22 protein-coding genes are annotated in these 26573 nt (G+C 69.1%); 9 read left to right on the top strand and 13 right to left on the bottom strand.

The window, feature by feature from the left end; translation table 11 throughout:
• Positions 1-12: 12 nt before the first annotated feature.
• Genes ABIE65_RS23090 through ABIE65_RS23080 form a run of 3 tightly spaced genes read right to left on the bottom strand, consistent with a single transcriptional unit; the run spans position 13 to position 3030 of the window.
• On the bottom strand, positions 13-969 hold the full coding sequence (locus ABIE65_RS23090; protein ID WP_354081037.1) for a hypothetical protein: 957 nt from the start codon (positions 967-969) through the stop codon (positions 13-15).
• Positions 962-2854, bottom strand: coding sequence for an asparagine synthase-related protein (locus ABIE65_RS23085; protein ID WP_354081035.1), 1893 nt, complete (start codon positions 2852-2854; stop codon positions 962-964). Before ABIE65_RS23085 ends, ABIE65_RS23090 begins: the two co-directional genes overlap by 8 nt.
• A gap of 11 nt (positions 2855-2865) precedes the next feature.
• Entirely contained in the window at positions 2866-3030 is a 165-nt protein-coding gene (locus tag ABIE65_RS23080) for a hypothetical protein (RefSeq protein WP_354081033.1), read from the bottom strand.
• 368 nt (positions 3031-3398) lie between these two features.
• Between ABIE65_RS23080 and ABIE65_RS23075 the strand changes: the two genes are divergently transcribed.
• Positions 3399-4583: a GGDEF/EAL domain-containing response regulator gene (locus tag ABIE65_RS23075; protein ID WP_354081031.1), complete on the top strand. Its 1185-nt coding sequence runs from the start codon at positions 3399-3401 to the stop codon at positions 4581-4583.
• Positions 4584-4609: 26 nt separating this feature from the next.
• On the opposite strand, the gene ABIE65_RS23070 is transcribed toward ABIE65_RS23075, so the two are convergent.
• On the bottom strand, positions 4610-6211 hold the full coding sequence (locus tag ABIE65_RS23070) for a cisplatin damage response ATP-dependent DNA ligase (RefSeq protein WP_354081029.1): 1602 nt from the start codon (positions 6209-6211) through the stop codon (positions 4610-4612).
• Positions 6208-7227 carry a ligase-associated DNA damage response exonuclease gene (locus ABIE65_RS23065; RefSeq protein WP_354081027.1) on the bottom strand — a complete coding sequence of 340 codons (1020 nt, stop codon included), beginning with the start codon at positions 7225-7227 and terminating at the stop codon, positions 6208-6210. Before ABIE65_RS23065 ends, ABIE65_RS23070 begins: the two co-directional genes overlap by 4 nt.
• A gap of 112 nt (positions 7228-7339) precedes the next feature.
• On the opposite strand from ABIE65_RS23065, the gene ABIE65_RS23060 reads away from it, so the two are divergent.
• Positions 7340-8557 carry a glycerate kinase family protein gene (locus tag ABIE65_RS23060; RefSeq protein WP_354081025.1) on the top strand — a complete coding sequence of 406 codons (1218 nt, stop codon included), beginning with the start codon at positions 7340-7342 and terminating at the stop codon, positions 8555-8557.
• Positions 8558-8569: 12 nt separating this feature from the next.
• Here ABIE65_RS23060 and ABIE65_RS23055 read toward each other — a convergent pair whose 3' ends face one another.
• The gene (locus ABIE65_RS23055; protein ID WP_354081023.1) at positions 8570-9574 is read right to left on the bottom strand and encodes a 2-hydroxyacid dehydrogenase; all 1005 of its coding nucleotides are present in this window, start codon (positions 9572-9574) and stop codon (positions 8570-8572) included.
• A 16-nt stretch (positions 9575-9590) separates the two neighbouring features.
• Positions 9591-10955 (bottom strand): oxygen-independent coproporphyrinogen III oxidase, encoded by a 1365-nt coding sequence (gene hemN, locus ABIE65_RS23050; RefSeq protein ID WP_354081021.1) that lies wholly within the window; start codon positions 10953-10955, stop codon positions 9591-9593.
• 172 nt (positions 10956-11127) lie between these two features.
• Here hemN and ABIE65_RS23045 point away from each other — a divergent pair, with 172 nt between their 5' ends.
• Positions 11128-13473 carry a xanthine dehydrogenase family protein molybdopterin-binding subunit gene (locus tag ABIE65_RS23045; RefSeq protein ID WP_354081019.1) on the top strand — a complete coding sequence of 782 codons (2346 nt, stop codon included), beginning with the start codon at positions 11128-11130 and terminating at the stop codon, positions 13471-13473.
• 180 nt (positions 13474-13653) lie between these two features.
• On the opposite strand, the gene hmpA is transcribed toward ABIE65_RS23045, so the two are convergent.
• Positions 13654-14865 carry an NO-inducible flavohemoprotein gene (hmpA, locus tag ABIE65_RS23040; protein ID WP_354081017.1) on the bottom strand — a complete coding sequence of 404 codons (1212 nt, stop codon included), beginning with the start codon at positions 14863-14865 and terminating at the stop codon, positions 13654-13656.
• Between the two features lie 307 nt (positions 14866-15172).
• Between hmpA and ABIE65_RS23035 the strand changes: the two genes are divergently transcribed.
• The 4 genes from ABIE65_RS23035 (at position 15173) to ABIE65_RS23020 (ending at position 18916) form a co-directional block, all read left to right on the top strand.
• Positions 15173-15544, top strand: coding sequence for a nuclear transport factor 2 family protein (locus ABIE65_RS23035; protein WP_354081015.1), 372 nt, complete (start codon positions 15173-15175; stop codon positions 15542-15544).
• 34 nt (positions 15545-15578) lie between these two features.
• Positions 15579-15983, top strand: a complete 405-nt coding sequence (locus ABIE65_RS23030; protein WP_354081013.1) for a hypothetical protein — start codon at positions 15579-15581, stop codon at positions 15981-15983.
• Between the two features lie 146 nt (positions 15984-16129).
• Positions 16130-17293, top strand: a complete 1164-nt coding sequence (locus ABIE65_RS23025) for a helix-turn-helix transcriptional regulator (RefSeq protein ID WP_354081012.1) — start codon at positions 16130-16132, stop codon at positions 17291-17293.
• 153 nt (positions 17294-17446) lie between these two features.
• On the top strand, positions 17447-18916 hold the full coding sequence (locus tag ABIE65_RS23020) for a hypothetical protein (protein ID WP_354081010.1): 1470 nt from the start codon (positions 17447-17449) through the stop codon (positions 18914-18916).
• A gap of 264 nt (positions 18917-19180) precedes the next feature.
• Here ABIE65_RS23020 and ABIE65_RS23015 read toward each other — a convergent pair whose 3' ends face one another.
• Positions 19181-20365 carry an acetyl-CoA C-acyltransferase gene (locus tag ABIE65_RS23015; protein ID WP_354081008.1) on the bottom strand — a complete coding sequence of 395 codons (1185 nt, stop codon included), beginning with the start codon at positions 20363-20365 and terminating at the stop codon, positions 19181-19183.
• 109 nt (positions 20366-20474) lie between these two features.
• Complete coding sequence (locus ABIE65_RS23010; RefSeq protein ID WP_354081006.1) at positions 20475-20765, bottom strand: hypothetical protein; 291 nt, start codon at positions 20763-20765, stop codon at positions 20475-20477.
• A 282-nt stretch (positions 20766-21047) separates the two neighbouring features.
• Here ABIE65_RS23010 and ABIE65_RS23005 point away from each other — a divergent pair, with 282 nt between their 5' ends.
• Together ABIE65_RS23005 and ABIE65_RS23000 are read left to right on the top strand one after the other, a co-directional pair.
• Positions 21048-22547 (top strand): OpgD/OpgG family glucan biosynthesis protein, encoded by a 1500-nt coding sequence (locus tag ABIE65_RS23005; protein ID WP_354081004.1) that lies wholly within the window; start codon positions 21048-21050, stop codon positions 22545-22547.
• A gap of 29 nt (positions 22548-22576) precedes the next feature.
• A complete protein-coding gene (locus ABIE65_RS23000; protein WP_354081002.1) occupies positions 22577-23365 on the top strand; it encodes an enoyl-CoA hydratase/isomerase family protein in 789 nt (262 codons plus the stop codon).
• A gap of 15 nt (positions 23366-23380) precedes the next feature.
• Here ABIE65_RS23000 and ABIE65_RS22995 read toward each other — a convergent pair whose 3' ends face one another.
• The 3 genes from ABIE65_RS22995 to ABIE65_RS22985 all read right to left on the bottom strand — a co-directional run bounded on the left by ABIE65_RS22995 (position 23381) and on the right by ABIE65_RS22985 (position 26558).
• Positions 23381-24289, bottom strand: a complete 909-nt coding sequence (locus ABIE65_RS22995; RefSeq protein ID WP_354081000.1) for a hypothetical protein — start codon at positions 24287-24289, stop codon at positions 23381-23383.
• Between the two features lie 77 nt (positions 24290-24366).
• The gene (neuC, locus tag ABIE65_RS22990) at positions 24367-25518 is read right to left on the bottom strand and encodes a UDP-N-acetylglucosamine 2-epimerase (RefSeq protein ID WP_354080998.1); all 1152 of its coding nucleotides are present in this window, start codon (positions 25516-25518) and stop codon (positions 24367-24369) included.
• Entirely contained in the window at positions 25515-26558 is a 1044-nt protein-coding gene (locus tag ABIE65_RS22985) for an N-acetylneuraminate synthase family protein (protein WP_354080996.1), read from the bottom strand. The genes neuC and ABIE65_RS22985 overlap by 4 nt, the downstream gene beginning before the upstream one ends.
• Positions 26559-26573: the final 15 nt, after the last annotated feature.

Genomic DNA, 26573 nt, shown 5'->3' with positions numbered 1-26573 from the left:
CGACGCGAGCCGTCACGCCAGCGCAGCAAGCCGTTCCCAGGGTTCGCGCAGGAAGCGGTCGCACAGCGCGCACAATTCCGGGGTGGCGGCAGCCTGCTTCTCGGCGCGATCGTCGATGAAAGGCTGTCGGCCCTTGCGGTTCCACGCCTCCAGCCGCGTGACCTCCTGCATCGCCACCTGCTCGGCGGGGGTAGGCCTGATGCCGATGCGCGGCAGCAGCCGGTCCATAACGGCCCCCGGCAGCTCGGTATAATCCAGGATCAGCCAGCCGGCGGGCTCCTTTTCCACCATCTCGGCCAGCGAGGCGAATGCGCGGCCTAGACAGCGTGCGATGAATTCGGCTTCGCTAAGGTCGCGCTGCTTGGCCAGCCCCACACCCGACAGCAGGGGCGACCAGGCAACGCCCCGCAATTTCAGCCAGCCGGGCGGCTTGCGCACGTTCGACACCAGGATTTCCAGCGGATCGCGGATGATCAAGAGCCGGTGCATATCCGGGTATAGTCGCGTGAACATATCCAGTTCGGCCCCGCTTCGCAGCGACTGCTTCACCACCAGATGGCGTGCATCCGCCCGCAACTGCTGCCCCAGCGATCGCACGGTGACATCCAGCGCCTGCAACCGGTCGGCAGCGGGTACCAGGCTCCAGAAGGCACCGCAGATATCGACCAATGCGCCCGGCTCATCCGTCACCTGCAACGCCTCAATGCACGACAGCATCCGCGCCGTCAGCGTGGAACCGCAACGCGTCAGGTGCCAGATGGACAACAGCGGCGGCAGGATGCGTCCTGTCGGAACATGGTCCCGGACATCGACTTCTAGTGGAATGGAACCGATCTGATGAGCGCCGGGCAGACGATGATGCAGCCCAAACAGAAAATCCTCCGGCTCCATGCGGCGCAACTGGAAGCGTCCCCCCACCGCAGACGGGGCGACGGTCACCGGCATGAGGGGCAGGACGCGCTCAATCATTACGGCCTTCCTGCGTCAGGATAAACTGACCTACCCGCAAGGCTTCGCCCAACCCCTTGCGCAAGCGGTGCGAAGTTGGGAAGCGCCCGGCCTCCTCCGGCGTGGCGGGCCAGGCATCGAGGATGGCGCGCATATGCCGTGTGTCGATGATGGAACAGGCGAGTGGAGAGCATTCAATCCGGTCGATCTCGGCGCTCATCCAGTCGCGCCGGCGGCTCATCCAGCCATACCAGTCGGCATGCTGGAGGCCGATGCGCCGCTCGTTCACAATCGACGCCGGTACGCGGTCGGCGAGCGCGCGGCGCGCAAGAAGGCGACCCACACCACCGCTGCGATACTGATCCCGCGGGAGCGATAGGCAGAACTCTACCAGCGCCAGATCGGTAAAGGGGTCGCGCAATGACCAGCTCTGCCCCTGAAATACATGGGCGTAGTGCGCATTGTTGTGGCGCAGCCGGTCGATAAGCATGATCTGCCGGTCGAGATCCCGGGAACCGGTGTGCACGCGCGGTCGCTCGTCACTTTCGAGTCCGAGCTGCTCGGCGATCTCGGGACGCAGGCTGCTCCATCGCTGCCACCAATGATCTGGTCGACCGCGCAGACGGCGGATGGTGCGCACGACACCTGAGGGCATCAGCTGCGACAGACCCTCGCGACACAAGGCGCGCGGCTTGCCTGCCCAATTTCGGGCGGATAGATTCCCCCAGGCCGAAAGCCACCGCCCCGTTCGCAGTTGATCGGCAACGACGCCTCCGCCGGTATAACTGAGTGTGGCGTTACCCGCATCGCCGCTCAATACCGTGGAAATTCCGAGCTCGTGCAACTTGCGTTCGAGCGGGGCCATCGCCCAGGAAATCTGATAAGGTTGTTTAAACGGCCATTCCCGACTTTGCAGCGGCCCGCCAGCATATTCCAGATCGAGACTAGGCTGACACGCATCGGCAACATGCGCGATCAACTCGGGATGCGCGGCGAGAAACGGCTGCAATCGTGCCCATTCGTCTGAAAAATGCGCGGAGTCCGGCTGCAGCTGGGGAACCGTTGGGTCGGCGCGGACCGTGAGCGTATGAACGGGAGCGTCATGGTGCCGTGCCGCTGCAGCTGCGACCCCGGTTGAATCGAGCCCGGCAGAGAGCAGGCATAGGACCGGTACGCTCGACGGGCAGCGCGCCGCGACGGCACGGTCGAGCTGCGCGCGCGCGGCCTCGACATAGTCTGTGCGCTTCGGGAGCCGCAGTGTCGCGCGCGGGACCGGCGACCAGAAATCGGCGATGCGCACGCGCCCATCGCGCCATTCGACGAATTGGCCGGGCTGGACCCGACGAATGTGCCGCCAGGGGGTGCGGTCGCCGATCAGGCTTTCCATTCGGGCGAGGCGCAGCGCCAGCGCATCGGTATCGGGCTCGGCATCTACGTCGGGAAAGCCGAGCAGCCAACTCGGGCGGCTGGCCGCCAGAATACCGTCGCGGGTGCACGCATAATACAGACTGTCCCGGCCCATCGGACAGGCCGCCAGCAGTATCGAGCGCTGCTCGGCGGTCCAGCGTAGCAGCGCATAATCACCGTCGATCCGTGCCAGACCGTCAAGACCCCAGCGATCAATGACCGCGTCCACGAGGGATGCGGGCGCGATCTCGCGCTCCCGCCCCAGCGCCGAAGCGAGATCGGGGCTATTGTAGAGCGCACCGCTGACCAGGGTTAGCGCCCCAGAGGCTGCGGGGAGGAGCGCGCGCGGCGGAGCGCGTCGCACGGACAACGCCCGCGCGCTGCGTTCCAGTTGCGCTAACGCAATGCCGTCGCCCTGAAAAATTGCATTCGCGTGCAACCCAGACGGACCGCGGCGCAATATATCGCGCGCGGCCAGGCCCACGCCCGCCAGCAACAAGGCGGAATCGTTCAGGAGTGCGTATTGACGAAACCGTCGGTGCTTTGGTTGCCGGTACCGAGCGTGATGCGCGACGTGTCATAGTGGCCAAGGGCAGGGGCCGTCCACGGCAAACGCGTGTCGTTCTGGTCTGCGGGCGCGCGTTCCAGGATCTCGCGTTGTCCTTCAGTATCCATATCCGTGCCCCCGTCTGCCCTATGAGTTGGTAGCGGGAAGTCGCGCGTTTCCGCGCCCCGCGCCGGTTAAGCTAACTGCGGCCTTTCGATGCTGCAAGGCGCGTCAGCTGCGATTCTGGTGGAGGCCGGCGTCTAGCGACGGTCCCCATTTATAGGGGCGTCACTACGGTCGTACCCCAAGCCTCTTGACGCTGTTCGAAAAACGTCGGCAGATGCGGGAGTTGATGAAACGCGCAGATCGCCTTCTCTCATACGCGCCGTTTTTCTTCATTTGCGAATAATCACCTCACCGGCGGAGTAATTCGCGCATGCGCGACTCTCCGATCTCGGGCGACTGCGTCTGACGACCATGCCGGCGGGGCTTCTTCATGACAGTCAAAAGTCTCTATGTGATCGAGAGCGATCCGACCCTCGCCGAGCTCGTCGTGCGCACGGGCGCGGTGCGCGGCATCCCCACCACGGTGTTCGCCAGTCAGGCCGAGCTGCACGCGGTCCCCAATTTCCCGGAGTCGAGCATCATCCTGCTTGATCTGGGCTTCGGCGCCGGCAGCGGCGTCGACGTGCTCAGAACGCTCGCCGTGCGGCGCTGCCGGGCGGGCATCTATCTGACGAGCAACCTCGACAGTCGCCTCCTCAAGACCGTGCGCAATCTCGGGCTCTCCTATGGGCTCGCGATCCGCGGCACCCTGCCGCGACCGATTACACTCGCGCAGTTCGACGGGGTGCTGGCATCGGGCATCCAGCGGGAAGCGCTCGTCGGCGCGAAGCGCCCGTCGCGCGCCGAAGAACTCCACCGCGGCATCATCTCCGGCGAACTGCGCCTGCACTATCAGCCGAAGGTCTGCCTCCGGACAGGCGACATCGTCGGCTGCGAGGCCCTCGTCCGCTGGCAGCAGCCCAACCGCCCCCTGACGCCCCCGGGCGACTTTCTCGGGCTGGCCGAAGAATGCGGGTTGATGCCGCTATTGACCAATTGGGTCCTGGAGGACGCGCTGCGTCAGGCAGCGGCCTGGCAGAAGCAGGGCATCCGTTCTCCGATTTCCGTGAACGTCCCGGCACCGATGATGAATGGCCTCCTGCTGCCGAACGTCATCGAGGAGATCCTCTGGCGGCACGACCTCCACGGTTCCTGCCTCACCCTCGAAGTCACGGAGTCCGCCGCGACGGCGGATCTCGTCACGGCAGTCGACGTCCTGGTCCGCCTCCGCCTGATGGGCATTTCCCTGTCGATCGACGATTTCGGCACAGGGCACTCATCCATCACGAAACTGCGCCAGATGCCGTTCAGCGAGTTGAAGATCGATCGCTCCTTCGTCCAGGACATCCTCGACGATCCCGATGCCAGGGCCCTGGTCTCCGTGATGGTCTCCATGGGCGAGACGTTCGGCATGACCGTCATCGCAGAGGGCGTCGAAACGCCCGAGGTGCTGCAGGCGGTGAAGACCCTCAGTGCCAACATCGTCGTCCAGGGCTTCCATTTCAGCCGGCCACTGCCGCCCGATGCCTTCGCCGCCTATGTTGCGAGAGGGGTCGAGAACGAAGCGCCGGTCTGAATCGACCGGCCGGCTTCCGAGCGCGCTCACTCCGCGATCAGCGCCTCCAGCGTCTCCAGGCGGTCCGCCTCGATCGCCGGCTTGTCCCACCGTATGTGCGCGACGCGCGGAAAACGCATCGCCACACCGGATTTGTGCCGGGTCGACCGGGCGATGCTGTCGAACGCGACCTCCAGCACCAGTCCCGGCTTCACCTCGCGCACGGGGCCGAAGCGGTTGACCGTGTTGCTGCGGATCCAGCGGTCGAGCTGCCGCAGTTCCTCGTCGGTGAAGCCGAAATAGGCCTTGCCCACCGGCACCAGTTCCTCCGCGCCGGTATCGGTCCGCCGCCACGCCCCGAAGGTGTAATCCGAGTAGAAGGACGAGCGCTTCCCGTGGCCGCGCTGCGCGTACATCAGCACCGTGTCGGCCGTGTGCGGATCGCGCTTCCACTTGAACCACGGTCCCTTGGGTCGCCCCGAGACGTAGGCGCTGTCGCCGCGCTTCAGCATCAGCCCTTCGATGACGCCCTCGCGCGAGCCCGAGCGTAGCGCGTGCAGATCGGCCGCCGTCTCGAACGCCACCAGCGGCGACAGGTCGAGCTTCGCCGGCAGCGCTCTCGCGTACCAAGCCTCCAGGCGGCGGCGGCGCGCGTCGAACGGCAGCGGCCGCAGGTCCTCCGTGCCCTCGAACAGGATGTCGTAGAGGCGCACGAAGGCCGGCTGCTCGCGCAGCTGCTTCGGCGTCACGGTCTTGCGGTTCAGCCGCTGCTGCAGGTCGTTGAACGGCGCCACCTCGTAGGGCGGGCCGCTTCCGTCGGCCGGATGGACCAGCAGTTCGCCGTCGAGGATGGCGTCGAAGGTCATGGCATCGAGGATATCGGGGAACGCCCCGCCAATGTCGTCGCCGCTGCGGCTGTAGAGCCGGCGTTCGCCGCCGCGCGCGACGAGCTGGACGCGGATTCCGTCCCACTTCCATTCCGCCCGGTAGGCCGACAGGTCGAGCTTTTCGGCGTCGGCATCCTCCAGCGGCGTCGACAGCATCAGCGGCCGGAACCCGGGCGCCGCGTCGACATCGGGCTTGTCGTGCGGCCCGTCGAGCCAGCCGAACAGCTCGGTATAAGGCGGCCGCACGCCGTGCCAGACCTCCTCGACCTCCTCCAGCGTCACCGCGAAGCGCTCGGCCAGCGCCATCTTCGCCATGCGCGCCGACACGCCGACGCGCAGGCCGCCGGTGATCAGCTTCAGCAGCGCCCAGCGCTCGGTCGGATCGCACGCGTCGAGCCATCCGGCGAGCAGGTCCGGCACCTGGCCGCGCAGAGCGCCGTGCAGGCGCTCGACCACCTCGCTCAACGCCGGCGGCCCGTTCGAACCGCCCTTGCCCGGCCAGGTGAGCGCTACCGTTTCGGCCAGGTCGCCGACATAGTCGTAGGACAGGCCGAAGAGCACCGGGTCGGTTCGATCCTGGATCAGTCCGCGGATCGCCGCCGGCTTGGCCGTCTGCAGTGCCAGCCCGCCGGTCAGCGCCGCCAGCGCCCAGCCGCGCTCCGGGTCGGGCGTCGCACCCATATACTCGCCGATCAGGCGCAGCTTGGCGTTGCGCGACGGCGTAAAGACCAGGCTGTCGAGCAGGTCGGCGAAGGCCCTCACTCTTCCTCCTCGTCGCGCCCGACCAGGGACAGCGCCCGCGCGTCGTAACCCTGCCGCCTGCACCAGTAGACCATCGCCTCCTCGGCGCCGTGCGTCACCCACACCTTGGGCGCCCCCACTTCCTGCACCGTGAGCAGCAGTTCGTCCCAGTCGGCATGGTCGGAAACGACCAACGGCAGTTCCACCTGCCGCTGGCGCGCGCGCTGGCGCACCCGCATCCATCCCGAAGCATGCGCGACGACGGGATCGGGCACGCGCCGCGACCAGACGTCGGCGGTGGCGCTCGGCGGCGCCATGACGATGCGGCCGCGGAACTCGTCGCGCTTCCGCCCCGCCGCCGGCTCGGTCTCGCCGAGATCGATGCCGTGCGCGCGGTACAGGTCGCAGCAGCCAGCGAGTGCGCCGTGGATGAAGACGGGTTCGTGATAGCCAGCGGCGCGCAGCAGCGACAGGACCCGCTGCGCCTTGCCGAGCGAGTAGACGCCGACCAGGTGCGAGCGCTCCGGAAAACGCCGCACCGACGCCAGCAGGCGGGCGATCTCCCCCGCCGGCGGCGGGTGGCGGAAGACCGGCAGGCCGAAGGTCGCCTCGGTCACGAAGGCGTCGCACGGCACCGGCTCGAACGACGCGCAGGTCGGGTCCGGCGTGCGCTTGTAGTCGCCCGAGACGACGACGCGGCTGCCGCGATAGTCCATCACCACCTGCGCGCTGCCGAGCACGTGGCCGGCCGGCACCAGCCTGACGTCGACCTCGCCGATCCGCACGGTCTCGCCATAGGGCAGCGGCTGCCGCCGCCCGGACGTGCCGTCCTCGCGCAGACGCAGCGCCATGATCGCCAGCGTCTCCGGTGTCGCCAGCACGTCCGCATGGCCGCCGCGCGCATGGTCGGAATGGCCGTGCGTGACCACCGCCCGCTCGACCGCACGCAGCGGATCGACGTGAAAGCCGCCCGGCTCGCACCACAGGCCGAGCGGCGTCACGCGGATCCAGTCTTCGGGTCGAGGAGTCGCGGCCATCTATGGTAAATGGTTCACTTCGGGTTCAGGCGGCATCGGAGAAATTGCCAGCTTCGAAGATTGCGCGGATATCGTTCCGGGCAAGGACCTCCGCCATCGAGGTTGCCGAAACATGCATGGCCCCGAACCCCACCTCGCCGATCATCGTCCTCTCCGTCCGCTTCGCATCCTGGTCGCGCCATCCGGCTTCAAGGAAGGTCTCCCGCCCGAGGCGGTCTGCGCCGCGATCGCTGCGGGCGTACATTCTGTCTGCGCCGGCGCGCAGATCGACTGCCTGCCTGTCCCGGACGGCGGCGAAGGCTTCGCCGAAAGCCTCGTGCGCATGACCGGCGGCAGCCTCCGGCACGTTACCGTCACCGGCCCGCTGGGCGAGCCGGTCGCCAGCCGGTACGGGACACTCGGCGACGGTGAGACGGCCGTGGTCGAACTGGCGGAATCCGCCGGCCTCCGGCTGATACCGCCCGACCGGCGCGATCCGCTGCGGACCACGACCCGAGGAGTCGGAGAGACGATCCGCGCCGCACTGGACGCCGGGTTCAGGCGGTTGCTGGTCGGATGCGGCGACTCCGGCACCAACGACGGCGGCGCCGGACTCGCGCAGGCGCTGGGCGTGCGTCTCCAGCGCGCCGACGGCACGCCCATCGGCCCCGGCGCGGCGGGCCTGCTGGAACTTCAGCGGATCGACCTGTCCGGCCGCGATCCGCGCCTCGCCCAGGCCCAGATCGAGGTCGCCTGCAATCTCGCCATTCCCCTGACCGGCCCGACCGGTGCCGGCCGCAGCTTCGGCGCGCAGAAGGGGGCGCCCCCCGCGGCCCTCGACTGGCTGGACCTCGCCTTGTCGTCCTTCGCCGCGATCGTCAGGCGCGACCTCGCCATCCATCTCGTCGCCGTGCCCGGCGCCGGGGCGTCCGGCGGCGCCGGTGCCGGGTTGCATGCGCTGCTCGGCGCGCGGCTGCGCTCGCGCTACGACGTGGTCGACCGGCTGTGCGACCTCGATCGCCGGATAGGCGCCGCCGACATCGTCTTCACCGCCGAGGGCCGCATCGACGCGCAAAGCCCTCAGGGAAAGGTGCCGGCGGAGATCGGCCGGCGCGCCGCCGCGGCGGGCATCCCGGTGATCGCGATGGCGGGCGCACTCGGCGCGGGTGCGACGCGCATCCACGCCCACGGTGTCGACGCCGTCTTCAGCATCGCCCCCGGACCATGTGCGCTCGACGCCGCCATGGCCGCGACCGAGCGGCACCTGACCGCCTGCGCCGCCAACGTCATGCGCACCCTGCGCGCCGGCATCGCGATCGGCGCCCGTCGCCGCGAGAGCCGCGCCGCGTAGGGCTCGCGCACCTCAGGCGATCTTCTCGACCGTCACCGGATGCAGCGGCGTGCCGTCGCGCTCGAACGCGGTCAGGTTGGCGAGCGTCGTCTCGGCGATCGCGGTCAGCGCCTCCTGGGTAAAGAAGCCCTGGTGGCCGGTGATCACGACGTTGGGAAACGTGAGCAGCCGCGCGAACACGTCGTCGTGGATGACCTGGCCGGACAGGTCCTCGAAGAACAGGTCCGCCTCCTCCTCGTAGACGTCGAGACCGAGCGATCCGATTTGCCCGCTCTTCAGCCCGGCGATGGCGGCGCGCGTATCGATGATGGCGCCGCGGCTGGTGTTGACGATCATCGCCCCCGGCTTCAGGCGCTTCACCGCCGCCGCGTCCAGCAGATGTCGCGTCTCCGGCGTCAGCGGGCAGTGGAAGGTGACGATGTCGGCCTGCGGCAGCAGTTCGGCGAACGTCGTGTACTCGATGCCGAGCGCCCGCCCCTCGGCGCTCGGGAACGGATCGTAGCCGACCAGCCGACAGCCGAATCCCGCCAGGATGCGCGCGGCGATCAATCCGATCTTGCCGGTACCGACGATCCCTGCGGTCTTCCCCGCCAGGTCGAAGCCCAGCAGGCCGTCGAGTGCGAAATTGCCCTCGCGCACCCGGGCGTAGGCGCGGTGGATCTTGCGGTTCAGCGTCAGGATAAGGGCGAGCGTATGCTCGGCCACCGCGTTGGGCGAGTAGGCCGGCACGCGCGCCACGGCGATGCCCAGCGCCGCCGCCGCGGCGAGATCGACATTGTTGAAGCCGGCCGAGCGCAGCGCCACCAGCCGGCAGCCGGCGTCGGCCATGGCGCGCAGGACGTCGGCATCGATCCTGTCGTTGACGAAGGGACAGACCGCCTCCGCCCCGTCGATCAGCGCGGTCGTCGCGGCCGACAGGTGCGCCTCGTGATAGTCGAGCCTGTGTCCATGGGCCGCGTTCGCCCTGTCGAAGAAGTCCCGGTCGTACGGCTTGGTGCTGAAAACGGCGACGCGCATGCGGCTCCCTTCCGGTTCAGACGGCGTGCGAGTGGCGGGCCGCGGCCGGTTCGGCGGCGGACGGCAGATAGGCGTCGAATGCGGCGGCGACGCAGCGTACCAGGGGTCGGGCCTCGTCCGCCACCCGCAGGACCGCGCCCTCCATCTCGGCAACGCCGTCTCGAACGAGTCGTTCCAGCGCCGGCCGCGCATCCTCCAGTGCGGCAGGGCTGGTCCAGTGCCGCTGCGCCGTGCACGCGATGTCGACGGCGCCGTGGCACATCAGCTGCTCGATCACGTCGCGGCGCAGCCGGTCGTCGGCGGTCAGGGCGCGGCCGCGCGCCACCGGCAGGCGCCCCTCCCTGACGGCCTTCATGTAGTCGGGCACCGCAGCGATGTTCTGCACGTAGCCCGCCGGCAGGCTGCCGATCGCCGAGGCGCCGAGGCCCAGCAGGACCGGCGCCGCGTCGGTCGTATAGCCCTGGAAGTTGCGGTGGAGGCGGCCCGCCTCGGCGGCCTGCGCCAGTTCGTCGTCCGCCCGCGCGAAATGGTCCAGGCCGACCTGGCGGTAGCCGGCCGCCGTCAGCCGCTCCGCTATGGCGGCGAACTGCGCCAGCCGCGCCCGACCGTCCGGCAGGGTCGACGCGTCGATCAGCCGCTGGTGCCGCTTCATCCACGGCACGTGCGCATAGCCGAAGACCGCGACGCGGTCCGGTGCCAGCGACACCACCCGGTCGGCCGTCGCGGCGCAGGAGGCCACCGTCTCGTGCGGCAGGCCGTAGATCAGGTCGACATTGATCCCGCGCGCCCCGGCCCCGCGCAGGCCGGAGACGGCACGCGCCGTCTGGTCGAAGCTCTGCACCCGGCCGATCGCCTTCTGCACCGCCGGATCGAAACTCTGCACGCCGATGCTGGCGCGCGTGACGCCACCATAGGCCAGTGCCTTCAGCGTTTCGTCCGACAGGTGCCGCGGGTCCGCCTCGATCGCCACCTCGGTCTCGCCGTCCACGCGGAAATGCGCGCGCAGCACGTCCATGATCGCCAGGAAGTCGCGCGGCGCCAGGATCGTCGGTGTGCCGCCGCCCCAGTGGATGCGCGACACGTGCATGCGCCGCGGCAGCCGCGCCACGACCAGCGCCACCTCCCGCAGCAGCGCCGCCGCGTAGGCGTCGACCGGCTCCGGACGCGCCGTCGCCCGCGTATGGCAGCCGCAATAGAGGCACAGCGACCGGCAGAAGGGCACGTGCAGGTAGAGCGACACGTCGTCGGCCGGGGTGAGCGTGCCGAGCCACTCGGCATAGGTCTCGGCGTTCACCGCCTCGCTGAAATGCGGGGCGGTGGGATAGCTGGTGTAGCGCGGCACCCGGAGGCTCTCGAAACGAGCGATCAGATCGGCGTCCATGAGGGCCTCCGGATTATGCGATGATACCCTCCGATACCGCGCCGGCGACCGCGCCTCATTGATTCAGGTCAAGCCCGCCGTAGGTCGCGAGGGTCGGCCGCCAGGGTCGACGGCCTCCGCCCTGCGCCCTATCATCCGCCGCCTCAGGGAACGCGGAAGTGAAGGTGCCTCGATGGACGGAATCGAGAAGTTCGGCATCGGCCAGCCGGTACGGCGCAAGGAGGACGTGCGCTTCGTCACCGGGCGGGGCCGCTTCACCGACGACGTCAACATCGACGGCCAGGCCTACGGCTATGTCGTGCGCAGCCCGCACGCCCACGCGGTGATCCGCTCCATCGACACGGCCGATGCCGCGGCCATGCCCGGCGTCGTCGCCGTGCTGACCGGCCAAGATGCGGCGGCCGACGGCATTCCGAAGCTGCCCTGCCAGGTGGACGTTCCCGGCGCCGGCGGGGCCAAGATGTTCAATCCCGGCCGCGAGATCCTGCAGACCGAGCGCGTGCGCTTCGTCGGCGACCCCGTCGCTTTCGTCGTGGCGGAGACCTACGAGCAGGCGCGCGACGCCGCCGAGATGGTCATGGTCGACTACGAAGACCTGCCCGGCGTGGCCCAGGCCGACGAGGCCGACGAAGAGGGCGCGCCGCTGCTCTATCCCGAGCACGGCTCCAACCTCGCCGTCCACTGGCAGAGCCACGACGGCAAGGCCGTCGAGGAGGCCTTCGCCAAGGCGGCCAAGGTCGTGACGCTGCGCTTCGTCAACAACCGCGTCGTCGGCAACCCGATGGAGCCGCGCGTCGCCATCGGCGACTGGGACGAGGCGGAAGGCAGGCACACGCTGATCTCACCGACCCAGGGCGCGGTGAAGCTGCAGACCGGCCTCGCCAAGATCGTTTTCGACGTGCCGAAGGAAAAGGTGCATGTGATTTCGCCGGACACCGGCGGCGGCTTCGGCCTGCGCGGCAAGCTGTTCCCGGAGACCGTGATGGTCACCTGGGCGGCCAAGCGCCTGAAGCGCCCGGTGAAGTGGCTCTCCGACCGCGGCGAGACCTTCGTCTCCGATCCGCACGGCCGCGACCACATCTCGGTCGGCGAGATGGCCTTCGACGCCGAAGGGCACATTCTCGGCGTGCGGGTGAACACCCACGCCAATGTCGGCGCCTACCTGCTCGACTTCGGCCCGCGCATCTCCACCGTCGCCGGCGCGCGCATCGCCGGCACCGTCTACCAGGTGCCGGCGATGCAGCTCTCGGTCAGGGTGATGTTCACCAACACCGTTCCGACCGACGCCTATCGCGGCGCCGGCAGGCCGGAGATGGCCTATCAGATGGAGCGGCTGCTCGACGTCGGCGCGCACGCGCTCGGCCTCGACCGCATCGAGATCCGCCGCCGCAACTTCATCCGCCCCGACCAGCTGCCCTGGAAGAACCCGGTCGGCATGGTCATCCATTCGGGCGAGTTCGAGAACACGATGGACCTGGCGCTGCAGCGGGCCGACTGGGCCGGCTTCGAAGCGCGGCGGCAGGAGGCGAAGGCGCGCGGCAGGCTGCGCGGCATCGGCCTCGGCTACTATATCGAGGCGTCGGGCGGCCAGCCGACCGAACAGGCGACGGTGCGCATGACGCCCGAGGGCCGCGCCCAGCTGGTCGTCGGCACCTTCAGCCACGGCCAGGGCCACGAGACCGCCTTCGCCCAGATCCTGTCCGAAAAGCTCGGCATTCCCTTCGACGATATCGACTTCGCCCAGGGCGACACCGACTTCGTCTCCTTCGGCAACGGCACCGGCGGCTCGCGCTCGTCGCAGATGGGCGGCGTCGCCACGGTGCGCGCCGCCAACCAGGTGATCGAGAAGGCGAAGCGGATCGCCGCCCACGCCATCGAAGCGGCCGAGGCCGACATCGAGTTCGAGGCGGGCGCTTTCGCCGTCGCCGGCACCGACCTCAGCATCAGCCTGCGCGAGGTGGCGAAGCTGGCGGCCGACCCGTCGAAGCTGCCCGAGGGGATGACGCCCGGCCTCGACGAGACCTGCCTGTACGAGCGCTCGACCGAGTGCAACTTCCCCAACGGCGCGCATATCTGCGAGGTCGAGATCGATCCGGAGACCGGCAAGCTGCACGTCGACCGCTACACCTGCGTCGACGACTGCGGCACGATCATCAATCCCATGCTGATCGCCGGCCAGGTGCATGGCGGCGTGGCCCAGGGCCTAGGGCAGGCGCTGCTCGAGCACACCGCCTACGAGCCCGGCACGGCGCAGTTCCTGGCGGCCAGCTTCATGGACTACGGCATGCCACGCGCCGACGACTTCCCCGACATGGACGTCGCCTTCAACCCGGTCCCCGACCCGGCTAACGACCTGGGCGTCAAGGGCGCCGGCGAAGGCGGCTCCTGCGGCGCCCCGCCCGCCATCGTCAGCGCCATCGCCGACGCGCTCGGCATCGAGCACATCGACATGCCGGTCGGCCCGGAGAAGGTGTGGCGGGTGCTGGAGGGGCAGCGAAGGAAGATGGCGGCGGAGTAGGGCCGGGTGGAGGTTTGACCAGGCATCAATGGCCCGGAAACCTCGTCCTTCGAGACGGCCCTGGCGGGCCTCCTCAGGATGAGGTTTCCTAATTCGACCGCTCCATTAGCCCCTCATGCTGAGGAGCGCCCGCAGGGCGCGTCTCGAAGCACGAGGGGCGGACCAAGTAACCGCGGCAGCTCACGCCGCCAGAAGTTCGTCCGCCGGACCGAAGAACTCGTAGTGGATGCGGTCGGCGGGAACCCCCGACAGCGCCAGGGCTGCGACCAGGGTGCGCAGGAACGGCCGGGGCCCGCACAGATAGTGGTCGGCCTCGGCGAGCGGCGTGTGCCGGTTGAGCCACTCCCGGTCGATGATGCCGGCACGGTCGAAGTCGCTGCCGATCCGGTCCTCGGCGCGGGGCGCCTGGTAGAAGGTCGTGACGGCGAGATTAGGCAGCGCGGCCGCCAGTGCCTTCACCCTCGGCCCCATGGCATGGGTCGAACCGTCGAGGGTGCCGTGCACGAAATGCACTTCGTGGTCCCGATGCCGCTCGGCGATGCTCTCCAGCATCGACACCATCGGCGTCAAGCCTACGCCGCCCGAGAGGAGGACCACTGGCCGGCGCGGCGGCGTGGGCAGGAAGAACTCTCCAGCCGGTGGCGCCACCTTCAGAACGGTGCCCGGAACGGCGTGGTCGTGCAGCCAGTTGGAGGCGAGGCCGAGCGGCTCGCGCTTCACCGAGATGCGGTAGCGGTCGGCGGCGGGCGCGCTGGAGATGCTGTAGTTGCGCTTGACGGGAGGCTGGCCGGGGATCTCCAGCCAGAATGTCAGATACTGCCCCGGCCTGTGGCGGATCACGCTGCCGCCATCCGCCGGCTTCAGAATGAACGAGGTGATGATGGCGCTTTCGGGCACCACGGCGTCGACCGTGAAGTCGCGCCAACCCGTCCAGCCGCCCTCGGCATGCGCCAGATCGTCATAGATGCGCTGCTCCCGGGCGATCAGGATATTGGCCAGAAACCAGTAGGCTTCCTCCCAAGCCGCGAGGACCTCGACCGTGGCCGCATCTCCGAGCACCTCCTCGATGGCGCCCAGCAGCGCCGCGCCGACATGGGGGTAATGCTCGGGCAGGATCTGCAGGCCGACATGCTTCTGCGCTATGCGCTCGACGGCCGATGCCATGGCGCCGAGATTCTCGATGTTGTTGGCATAGGCCAGGATCGCCACCGCCAATGCCTTCGGCTGCGAGCCGGCATCGCCATGGTGCGACTGGTTGAACAGGTCGCGGATCATCGGGTTCTCGAACATCCGCGCATACATCGCCCGCACGACATCGAGGCCGTGCGCTTCGAGGGCGGGAACGGTTGCCTTTACCGTCGCGATCGTCTGGGCGGACAGTGCTGCGGACATCCATAGACTCCATGGGAAGGGTGCGGCCCGACCGCGGCGCGATCGCACACACGATCGGGATCCATCGCCGATCTACGCCATCGGCCATAAACATGCAAATTCAATACATGTATATTTGATGCGTCTTTCTGGCGCACGGTGCGAGGCGGCCGGGAAGGGCGACCTCGCCGCGCCCAGGGCGGATCAATGCCGCTCGCGAAGAAACGGCACGTCCCTACCCCCCACGTAATCGATTCCCCTCCCCCGCCTCGGCATCCTCCCGCCCATGCACCGGCCCGCACCGGTGCGGCAAGCGAGGGAGAGACCGATGTCCGATGCGGCATCCGACCTGATCGACCGCTACATCGCCGCCTGGAACGAGACAGACGCCGGCCGCCGACGCGACCTGATCGCGCGGACCTGGACCGAGGACGCCACCTACGTCGACCCGCTGATGCGCGGCGACGGGGCGGCGGGGATCGACGCCATGATCGCCGGCGTGCAGGCGCAGTTCCCGGGCTGGCGCTTCGCCCGCCTCGGCACCGTCGACGCCCATGGCGACCGCGTCCGCTTCGCCTGGGTGCTGGGTCCGGCGAACGCCGACGCGCCGATCGCGGGCACCGACTTCGCCGTCCTGTCGCCCGACGGCCGCTTGGCCGCCGTCACCGGCTTCATCGACCGCATGCCGGCCGCCGCCTGAGGCCGGCCGCACGTTCCCCAAGAGGAGATAACCGATGTCTTTCGCCATCCCGTCGCCGCGCTCGCCCGGTTTCCTGCGCTTCGCCCTGATCGCCGACGCCGCCGCCAGCTGTGCGCTCGGCCTCGGCCTCGCCACCCTCGCCGGTCCCCTCGCGGGCCTGCTCGGCCTGCCCGAGGCGCTGCCGCGCTATGCCGGCGTGTTCCTGATCGTCTGGGCCGCGGGCGTGCTGTGGCTCGGCACGCGTGCCCGGCCGCCGCGCGCCGCCGTCTGGGCCGTGATCGCAGTAAACGCCGTCTGGGCCGTGGACAGCATCCTGCTGCTGCTCGTCGGCTGGGTCGCCCCCACGGCGCTCGGCATGGCCTTCATCCTGGTCCAGGCCGCCGCCGTCGCGGTCTTCGCCGAGATCCAGTATGTCGGCCTGCGCCGCGCCGCGGCCTGAGGCCATCGAGCCGGGCGGCCGCTCCTGGCGTCCGGCTCGCCCCACGCACACCCGCTGCAGCGGTTAGCGCTTTCCTCCACCCCCGACCTGCGCAAGGATCACCGCCGTACCGTTCGGCACCGGGTGGGGATCCGACGATGCGGGGGATGGAGAGGGCCGACAGCGAGACCGGCCAACTGGTCGAGGCGATCTACGACGCGGCGGCGGATCCGGCCGGCTGGTCGTCGGTCATGGCGGGCATCGGCCGGATCTTCCGCACCCGCGCCGAGACCTTCTACTACCTCGGCTATGCCGACCGCGCGTTCACGCCGGTCCACATCGCCGGCATCGACGCGGCCCGGCAGGCGGCCTTCCCCGAGATCTTCTACACGCCCGACAATCCCTGCACGCGTTCCGACCCGCTGCACCGGCCGGGCGTGCTGCGGACCGACGAACGTCTGGCGGAATTCTTCGGCGACCCGCACGTCCTGCGCCGGTCGACCTACTACAACGAATGGATGCGTCCGCAGCGGCTGGACCACACGATGGGCACCAGCTTCGCGGCCGGCGACGGACTGATCCTCAACCTCAGCCTGCTGCGCGGCGCCGACGTCGGCGTCTTCGACATGGGCGAGTTCCGCCGCTTCGCCGGCATCGTGCGGCACATGGACCGCGCACTGCGGATGGCGGCCCGGCTGGAGACGCTGACGGCCGGCAGGGCGCTGGTCTGCGACGCGCTCGACCACCTGCCCTACGGCGTCGCCTTCGCCGAACCGGACGGCCGCCTCGTGCAGTGCAATGCGCGGGCGGAGGCGCTGCTGCGCCGCGGCGACCCGCTGACGCTGCGCAACGGGCGGCTAGCCGCGGCGAGCGCGCGCGAGGCCGACCGTCTCGCGCACTTTCTGGGGGCGGCGGCGGATCCGGCCGGCACGGCGCCGCCGGCGCGGATCGCCGTCCGCGGCCGCGAGGGCCGACCGCTCGTCCTGAGCGCCGCCAGGATCGCCGCGCGGCGCAACCGCCTGCCGACACAGCGGCCGGTGCTGATGCTGACGATCGCCGAGGCCGACCGCGCCGCCGCCGCATCGCCCGCCCTCTACCGCGACCTCTACGGCTTTACGCCGGTCGAGAGCCGCCTCGCCGCCGCCCTGCTGCCCGGAACAGGCCTGAAGCGGGCGGCGGAGGCGGCCGGAATCACCTACGAGACGGCGCGTTGGTACCTGAAGGCGATGTTCCAGAAGACGGGAACCACGCGCCAGTCGGAACTCGTCGCCCGGCTGACCGCAGCGGCGGCCGCGCGCCTCCTGCCGCCCGGCGACGACCCCGACGCCTAGGGCCGAGGGGCTGCATGCACCTCCCGTTTGGGAGGCGGCCGCGGCGGACCGGTTCTCTACCATCGCCGGCGTCCCGCCACCGCGTCGCCGCGCGACGCCCGCAGCGGCCGGCCCGGCGCATGCCGGCGACGCGCCGCGTCGATGGAGATCCCCATGTCGCACGACCGCTTCCTGTCGCCCCGCCCGGCATTCCCTGGCGCAGCACTGTCTCTTGCCGTCCCTCTCGCCCTGAGCCTTGTGCTCGGTGCTGCGGCACCGGCACGGGCGGCGGTCACGCTGCCCGACTGCCCCGCGATGACCAAATGGGCCGGCGGATACGAGAAGAACGCGAAATGGGAGCCGAACGACCTCGGGAGCCGCCACTGGTTCCCCGCGATCTTTGCAGCACCGGAAACCGCGGAGGTCTTCGGCAAGCCCGTCCTGGAATGGACGCCGGACGAGGCGAAGTCGATCGCGACGGCGCTGAAGGCCTGCGAGCGGGCGTTGTCGAAGGAGAAGCGCTATCGCGAACGCAATGCGGTTTCCGACGTGAAGACCTGGGCATCCCGGAACGTCGCGAACTACCTGGAGACGTCCGCCGCCGCGCGCGGCGCGTACGACACTGCATTCGCCGCGCTGGCCCAGGCGAAGCCGTCGCCGGGCCTGCTGGCGTTTTACACCGGCATGGCGAAGATCGGCGACGGCCGGAAAGGTTACGATGCGGCGCAGCGCGCGACGGCGCAACTCGCCGGCGACGTGCAGAAGGCCGCCCGCGCCGCCCTCTCCTCCGCCCGCGACCTGCCGCAGGCGGAACTCGATAGCCGGATCGCGCCGGCCGCCGCGGCGCGCATCGACAGCCAGCGCACCGCGGTGCGCGCTGCCATCGAGGTCGATATCGCGAACATGCCGGTATCGATCCAGGGCCTCGACGCGCTCTCCGGCATGCGCAAAGCCCTCGCCAAGGACTATGCGGACGTCTTTCCGCGCGAGGACGTGGCGGCAATCACCGGGAAGATCGGTACCCGCGAGACAGCCATCGGCACGCAGATCGCGGACATGATGATCGCCGACATCGAGTCGGCCGCGGACGGCATGCCGGCCTTCAACAACATCGCGACGCAGCTCAATTCAGGGCTCCTGCAGCGCCTGCCCCCGGCCCAGGCGGCCCGGGTCCGCGCCGCCGCCAGCGCCAAGGCCGAGGCGGTGGGCAACGCCCTGATGCCGGCCTTCCGGAAGAACCTCGCCGACCTTCCCGTCGAAGACGCGTCGATCGACAGTCTGGACGGGCCGACGCTCGCCTACGTGCGACAGAGCCTGGCGCCCGCCCCCGCCGTGCGGGTGCGCTTCGAGCAGGCCGTGGCGGCCCGGCGGAGCGAGATCGTAGCCGCCCTCACCAAGGCCGAAGCGGGCACGATGCGCGGCCGGCACTACGCCGACCGGGCAGGGCGCATCAAGATGGAGTTCGTCGACCGGACGCGGGTCTTCGTGACGGCACCGGACGGCCAGACCGCCGCGGGCACCTACACCGAGGAGAAGGACGGCCGCGTCGTCGTCACCCTGCCCAACAAGAGCATGGTGCTGACGCGCGAAGGCCGCCGCCTGACCGGCGGCCCCGTCGAACTGCGCCGCGTCGACGCGAACTAGGCTTCGGTCTTGCGGACAAGATGCCTATATTGGACATGCGACGCCCGACATGGAGACCTCGACCCCCCCACAAAAACCATCGAAAACCCATCGTCGAACACGCGCGGAGCGGGAGCGGCCCCACGGCCGCCGCGCCATGCAGACCGGGGCGGCCATGAGGCCGCCCCGTCGGAAGGAAAGGGATCGGAAAGGAAGGGAAAGGAACGAAAGGGAAGGAAAGGGGATGCTACCCCATCCTTCCCAAGCCGCGCTGCGAAGTCCGCGTCAGTGCGCGACCTCGAACAGGCCGGCCGCCCCCATGCCGCCGCCGACGCACATGGTGACGACGACATACTTCACCCCGCGGCGCCGGCCCTCGATCAGCGCGTGGCCGACCATGCGGGCGCCGGACATGCCGTAGGGGTGGCCGATGGCGATGGCGCCGCCGTCGACGTTCAGCCGGTCGTTGTCGATGCCCAGCTTGTCGCGGCAGTAGATGACCTGGACGGCGAAGGCCTCGTTCAGCTCCCACAGGCCGATGTCGTCGACCTTCAGGCCGTTGCGCTCCAGCAGCTTCGGCACGGCGAAGACGGGGCCGATGCCCATCTCGTCGGGCTCGCAGCCGGCGACGGCCATGCCGCGATAGATGCCGAGCGGCTTCAGGCCCCGACGCTTCGCCTCCCCGGCCTCCATCAGCACGCTGGCGGAGGCGCCGTCGGAGAGCTGGCTGGCGTTGCCGGCCGTGATGCAGCCGCCCTCGCGCACGGTGCGCAGGCCCTTCAGGCCTTCGAGCGTGGTGTCGGCGCGCATGCCCTCGTCGCGGTCGAGGGTGACCTGCTGCTCGGACTGGGCGCCGGTCGCCTTGTCGACGACGATCTTGGTCGCGGTGACGGGCACGATCTCGTCGGCGAAGCGGCCGGCCTGGTGGGCGGCCGCCGTGCGCGCCTGGCTCTGCGCGCCGTATTCGTCCTGCGCGTCACGGCCGATGCCGTAGCGCTTGGCGACGATCTCCGCCGTGTCGATCATCGGCATGTAGAGATGCGGGCTCAGTTCCAGAACCGTCGGGTCCTCGGCCCGGAAGGCGTTGCGGTGCTCGTTCTGCACTAGGCTGATCTGCTCCAGCCCGCCGGCGACGCAGACCCGCATCCCGTCGCAGACGATCTGCTTGGCGGCCGTGGAGATCGCCATCAGGCCGGACGAGCACTGCCGGTCCATGGTCATGCCGGCGACGGAGGCCGGCATGCCGGCGGCGATGGCGATCTGGCGGCCGACATTGTAGCCGGTCGAGCCCTGCTGCAGGGCGGCACCCATGATGACGTCGTCGACCTCGGCCGGATCCAGCTGCGCGCGCTGCAACGCCGCCTTGGCGGCGATGCCGCCCATGGTGGGGCCCTCGAGATTGTTGAAGGCGCCGCGATAGGCCTTGCCGATCGGCGTGCGTGCCGTGGCGACGATGACTGCTTCCCTCATCTGCTTCTTCTCCGCTCGTTGGCCGTGGCGGTGGTGGGCGGTGGCAGGGGGAACGCTAGTGCGGCCGTGAGGCGCGGGCAAGGACGCCCGGTCGCCGCGGCCGGCGCGTCTACTTCCGGCGGAGCCGCTTCGCGTTGGCGCTGGCGCCCTTATGCCACGGCGCCAGGACGGCGGTCGCGGCGGCGACGTCCATGGCCACCGCCGCCGGCGAGGCGAGCGCCAGCATCGACGCCTGGACCGCCTGCGCCTTCTCACCGACCATGCGCGCATACTCGTCGGGCGAGCAGCGTCCCTGCATCATCATCAGGCTTCGGTGGGCGATCGTCTCCCACGAGGCGAGCGAGAGCTCCATCATCATCTGCGGCAGCGAGGGCGGCACGGGACGCGCGCGTTTCTTCATTGATTGGCAGCCGTCTCACATGATGTGGAAAGAAGAGCGAGGTGCGTACGGGCGGCCTCGTGCGGCGACGAAACCGGCCTCCGGTTCACTATAGGGCACTGGCACGCTCAGGGAAGCGGCGGGTTGCCTTGCATCGAGCGGGGCCGTGTGGCATCTGCGTCGGAACGTGAACCGCCATCCGTGGTGAACATGCCGACGACTGGTCCGAGCCGACGCTCGGTTCTCCGCGCCGCAGCGACGGGTGCAGCACTCCTGCCGTTCCTCGGAACCGCGGATTTCGCCATGGCCCAGAAGGCTGGTCTCAAGCTCGCCCCGGCCGAACCGTTCAGCTTCGACGCCTTGACCAAGATGGCGCTGGAGCGGGCCGGAAGGCCTTACGCGGAACCCTATCGTCCGGCCCCGAAGGTCACGGCTGCGATCGACTACGAGGCGCACGGCAAGATTCGCTTCCGCAACGACATGGCGCCCTTCGCCGAGGGGCCAGGCGGCGTCTATCCGGTCGCCTTCTTCCACCTCGGTATGTACTTTCAGAAGTCGGTGAAGATGCACCTCGTGCAGGACGGCCAGTCCCGCGAGGTGCTCTATTCGCCGGACTATTTCAGCATGCCGGGCGACAGCATCGCCAGGAAGCTGCCGTCCGATTCCGGCTTCGCCGGCTTCCGCTTCCACGAAGCGAACAGCCGTACGGACTGGAGGACGCAGGACTGGCTCGCCTTCCTCGGCGCATCCTACTTCCGCGCGATCGGCGACCTCGGCCAGTACGGCCTCTCCGCTCGCGGTATCGCAATCGACGTGGCGGCCCCCGAGCCCGAGGAATTCCCGGACTTCGTCGCCTTCTGGATCCAGAGCGCACCGGCGCCGGACAGCCCGTGCATCGTCCACGCCCTGCTCGACGGCCCGAGCCTGTCGGGCGCCTACCGCTTCGAGATCCGACGCACGACCGGCGTGGTCATGGACATCGAGGCACGCCTGTTCCTGCGCGAGGACGTCCATCGTTTCGGCATCGCGCCGCTGACGTCGATGTTCTGGTACGGCGAATACGACCGACCGCAGATGATCGACTGGCGGCCGGAGATCCACGATTCCGACGGCCTCGCCCTGTGGACCGGCGGCGGCGAGCGCATCTGGCGACCGCTGAACAACCCGAAGCGGGTGATCACCTCCAGCTTCGTCGACGAAGACCCGCGCGGCTTCGGCCTGCTGCAGCGCGACCGGTCGTTCGAACACTATCTCGACGGCGTGAACTACGACCTGCGGCCGAGCCTCTGGGTGGAGCCGCTCGGCTCCTGGGGCAAGGGCGCGGTGCAACTCGTCGAGATTCCGACCGACGACGAGATCCACGACAACATCGTGGCCTTCTGGGTGCCGCAGAAGCCGGCGGCGGCAGGCACATCTTTCGACATGCGCTATCGCCTGCACTGGTTCGCGGACGAGCCCTATCCGGCCAAGACCGTTGCGCAATGCGTCGCGACCCGGATCGGCCGCGGCGGCGAGCCCGGCAAGCCGCGACCGCAGGGCCTGCGCAAGTTCGTCGTCGAGTTCGCCGGCGAGGTATTGCAGAACCTGCCGAAGGGCGCCGAGCCGAAACCCGTGGTGTCGGCCTCACGCGGCGACCTGTCCTACATGTTTGCCGAGCCGATCCCGCGCACGGACCGCTGGCGCATGCAGTTCGACCTGACCGCACTCGGCACCGATCCGGTCGAACTGCGCGGCTACATCGCCCTCGACGGCAAGCCGCTCACCGAGACCTGGATGTTTCAGTTCCACCCGACGGCGACCTGACGCCGCAATCCTTTACCGGAGCCGGCATCATGCCTGTCCTGTTCGAGAAGCGCGGCCATGTCGGCCTCGTCACGCTGAGCCGTCCCGAAGCACGCAACGCCTGGTGCGGCGCCTTCGACGAGGAACTGCGCCGGATCTTCAACGAGATGGAGGAGGACGACGGCATACGCTGCGTCGTCCTCACGGGCGACCCCGCCGGCGGAGCCTTCTCGGCCGGCGCGGATCTGAAGGATCCGCGCACGCACACGATCGAATCCGCCGGCGAACTGATCAAGGACGTGCCGCGCTGGCGGAAATTCGTCGCCAACCTGCTGACCGACTTTCCGAAGCCGATCGTGGCCGCCGTCAACGGCTATGCCATCGGGATCGGCTGCATCGTCACCTTCTGCTGCGACCTGATCGTCGCGTCGGACAAGGCGGAGTGGCGCCTGCCACAAGCCAATCTCGGCATCATGCCGGCCTATGGCGGTCCTGTCCGGCTCGCGCGCTGGGTGGGCAAGGGCCTGGCGATGCGCCTGTCGCTTGGCTTCCCGCTCGACGCGGAGGAGGCCTACCGCATCGGCCTCGCGCAGTGGCTCGTGCCGCACGCCGAGATCCTGGACCGGGCGATGGCGGTCGCGGACCACATCGCCGCGCAATCGCCGCTGGCGACGCGGATGGTGAAGGAGTCGCTGAACCGCGGCATGGACATCCCCAACGTCGGCGACGCGGCACTGATCGACGTCTACCGCTTTCTGGCCCTCACTCTGACAGAGGACAAGGCCGAGGGTCACGACGCTTGGCTGGAGCGCCGCAAGCCGGACTTCCCCGGCCGCTAAGTCCGGCCGCCGCGATCAGGCGGCGATGGCGCCGCCCCCGGCCCGCTCGACCAGTTCGAGAGAGTCGTGACGGATGTGGTTGCGCCGCATCTCCTCGCGCAGGAAAGCCTCGGTGAGGAGGCCCTGGTCGAGGCACTCCCGAACGAGGCCGTAGAAGAAGGCCTCCTGGCGCGGATCCGGATGCCGCCGGTACAGTCCGCCCGCCGGCTCGCCGCGGAGCAGCGCGTCGGCCGTGTAGATCCATCGCGTCGGCAGTACGCCGCCGATCATCCGGTCGCGGATGGTGAAGTCGACCGGCAGGCCGGTCTTCCACGGCTGCGTGCGGCGCTTGGTGTTGTGGATCAGCTTCGTTTCCGGTTCGAGCCGGTCGAAGTGATTCCACTGCTCCTCGAACAGGCCGATATTCTCGCGTGGCTCCGACTCCAGCGAGATCCAGAGTTCGTAGTCGCGCTGCATCGCGAACATCTCGCCGAACTGCTCCTCGCAGCGCCAGTGCCTCAGCTTGGCGCAGTCGAGCAGCATCACGCTGGAGGCGAGATATTCGGCACGGCGATTGTGGCCGGGGCGGGCGCGGCACATCATCGCCTTGCCCTGCATGTCGCGGGCGAGCAGCTCGCCGATGTCGCCGACGGCGAACACGTCCGGATCGATGACCACCGCGCGGCCCTCGTAGCCCATGAGTTCCGGCGGCATGAAACGCAGCGGCGTGAAGGACTGCAGGTCGTCGTTGTGCCAGACGCGGGTTCCCCCGGCGCGCAGGAAGGACTGCCCCTCGCGCGCCCGGAAGAACGGGTAGTCCTCCTGGCGGATGATCCGGACGTCGAACGCGTCGGGATCACGCGCATTGCGGCGCAGCGAATGCGCCGAAACGATCGCACCGACCATCTGCCGATCGTTGGTGTGGACGAAGACTGTCGGCTTCATCGTCCCAATCTCCTCGTTCGGGATCCGCCGATGTTGTGCATCGGCGACGGCGCACTCAAGCGCCAAAATGCCGCGCGTCAGAACGTCAGGCGCTTCTCGATCCGCAGCGGCGCCTTAGCCAGAACCTCTGCGATGCGCACCCCGGCGTCGCCGCTGCCGTAGACGGGATCGCTCTCCAGACGGCCGCGTGCCGCTTGGCTCCTGATCGCGGCGAGGATCGCTTGGCGGTCATAGGGCACGTCCACGACGTTGCGCCCGCGATCGCGATCGGCCTGACGATTACCGATGTTCACGGCGGGCGCCCCGAGCCACGATGCCTCGCGGATCGCCATGCTGGAGTTCCCGACGATGCAGCGGCTGTTGTGGACGAGCCGCACGAAATCCTCGGGAGGCAGGTTCTTGAAGAAATGGACGTGCGGCAGCGCATGGTGCTCACGGAAGGCGCGGATGCCGCGCGAGGTGCCGTCGGAACCGGCGTCGACGTTCGGCCAGAACCAGACCGCCGGAATGCCGCAGTCGGCCACCGCGTGCAGGGTTTCCTCGATGTGGGCGCGCGATCGGTCATGCTCGGTGGTCACGGGGTGCTGCAGGACGACGATATAGTCCTTCGTCAAATCGACGTGGCCGCCGACGCCGCCGAAGGTCTCCGCGTCGTGAAGCGCCACCGGCTGTGCGATCGCCTGCTTTGCAAGGTCGATCGATGGGCAGCCGGTGAGATACACGGCGTCCGGCTGCTCCCCGAGCCTGATCACCCGCTGCCGAGCATTTTCGGAGCAGACCAGATGCAGGTCAGCGAGCTTCGTGATGGCGTGGCGGACCTTCTCGTCGATCGACCCGGTCACCTCGCCGCCCTGAACGTGCACCAGGGGGATGTTCATGTATGCGGCCGAGACGGCGGTCGCCATGGTTTCGAACCGGTCGGCGATGGTGACAACCGCGTCCGGCTTCAGGTCGTCGAAGACTGTCGCCAGTTCGGCGAGGCCGAGGCCGGTCGACTTCGCCGACGTCACCAGATTCTCCCCGTCGAGAATCATGTAGACGCGCCGGTCGATACGGAAACCTTCCCTTTCCATGACCTTGTCGGCATTGCCGTAGCGGTCGAGCAGGGCGGAGGCGGCGACGACCAGCTGCAACTCGAGATCAGGATGGTTCCGGATCGCCGTCAGGGCCGTGCGGATCCGGGCGTAGCTGGGGCGCGCCGTGACGACGACGCAGATCTTGCGGCTCATGCGGATTCCTCCAGGTCACGATGCGCGACCTGCTCGTCGCGGGCCAGCGCCCGGGCGAGCCGGCGTCCGACCACCGCCTCAAGCGCTGCCGCCGGAAGACCGTTCCCCGGCTTCTTCAAGGCGAGATCCTCGCGCCGGAGGAGCGTCCCGACCGGCAAGTCGCGGGCTGCCACGATGCTCTTCATGAATATCTCGCGCAGCGGCGCGGCCACGGCGAGCGGTTCGCTGCGATCGACGGGCGCCGAGCGCATGCGCTCGACGAAGCGCACGCCGTCGACCAGTTGCCGCAACTCCGCCGGCGTCACGGATGCGACCACGTCGGGCCCGAAACTGTCGCGCGACAAGGCCACGTGCACTTCGACCATCTCGACGTCCAGCATCGCCGCCGCGACGGCCGGATAGATGGTGGCGGAATGATCAGACAAGCCGACCGCGCAGCCATAGCGCTCGCGGAAGACGGGCAAGGCGTTGATTCCGACGGCTTCGGCGGGGGTCGGGTACATCGTCGTGCATTGCAGGACCGCCAGCGGTGCCCCGGACCGGCGGACGCGCTCGACGACGGCGTCGACCTCCGCCAAGCCGCTCATGCCGGTCGAGAGGATCACCGGCTGGCCCGTCGCCGCGGCCGCATCGACCAGTTCGGTATTCGTGATCTCGCCCGAGGCGATCTTCCATCCGGCGACTCCGACCCGCCGCAGGAGGTGGAACGCCTCCATCGAGAAAGGCGAACTGAGAAAGAGCAGCCCCTTCTCGGCGGCATGGCGCCGAAGTCCCTCCCACTGAGGCTCCGTGAATTCCATGCGGCGCCAGTAGTCGAGCCGGGTCTCGTCCTGCGGGCTGAAGCGTTTGCGCCATGGCTCCGCGGCGGTGCTCTCCGCCTCGGCGATATGGGTCTGGAACTTGACCGCGTCCGCCCCCGCGGCGGCGATCGCATCGATGTATGCGTGTGCCGCGCCAAGGCTGCCATCGTGCGCCTGCGCCACCTCACCGACGATGGTGCAGGCCTTGGCGATGGCTGGAGCGTGTAGCCAGGAAGTCATGACGTCGATCCGGGC

The sequence above is a fragment of the Constrictibacter sp. MBR-5 genome, from assembly GCF_040549485.1.
Classification (GTDB): domain Bacteria; phylum Pseudomonadota; class Alphaproteobacteria; order JAJUGE01; family JAJUGE01; genus Constrictibacter.
The sequence above is the reverse complement of the archived record's forward strand: the minus strand, read 5'-3'. Positions and strand labels throughout refer to the sequence as shown.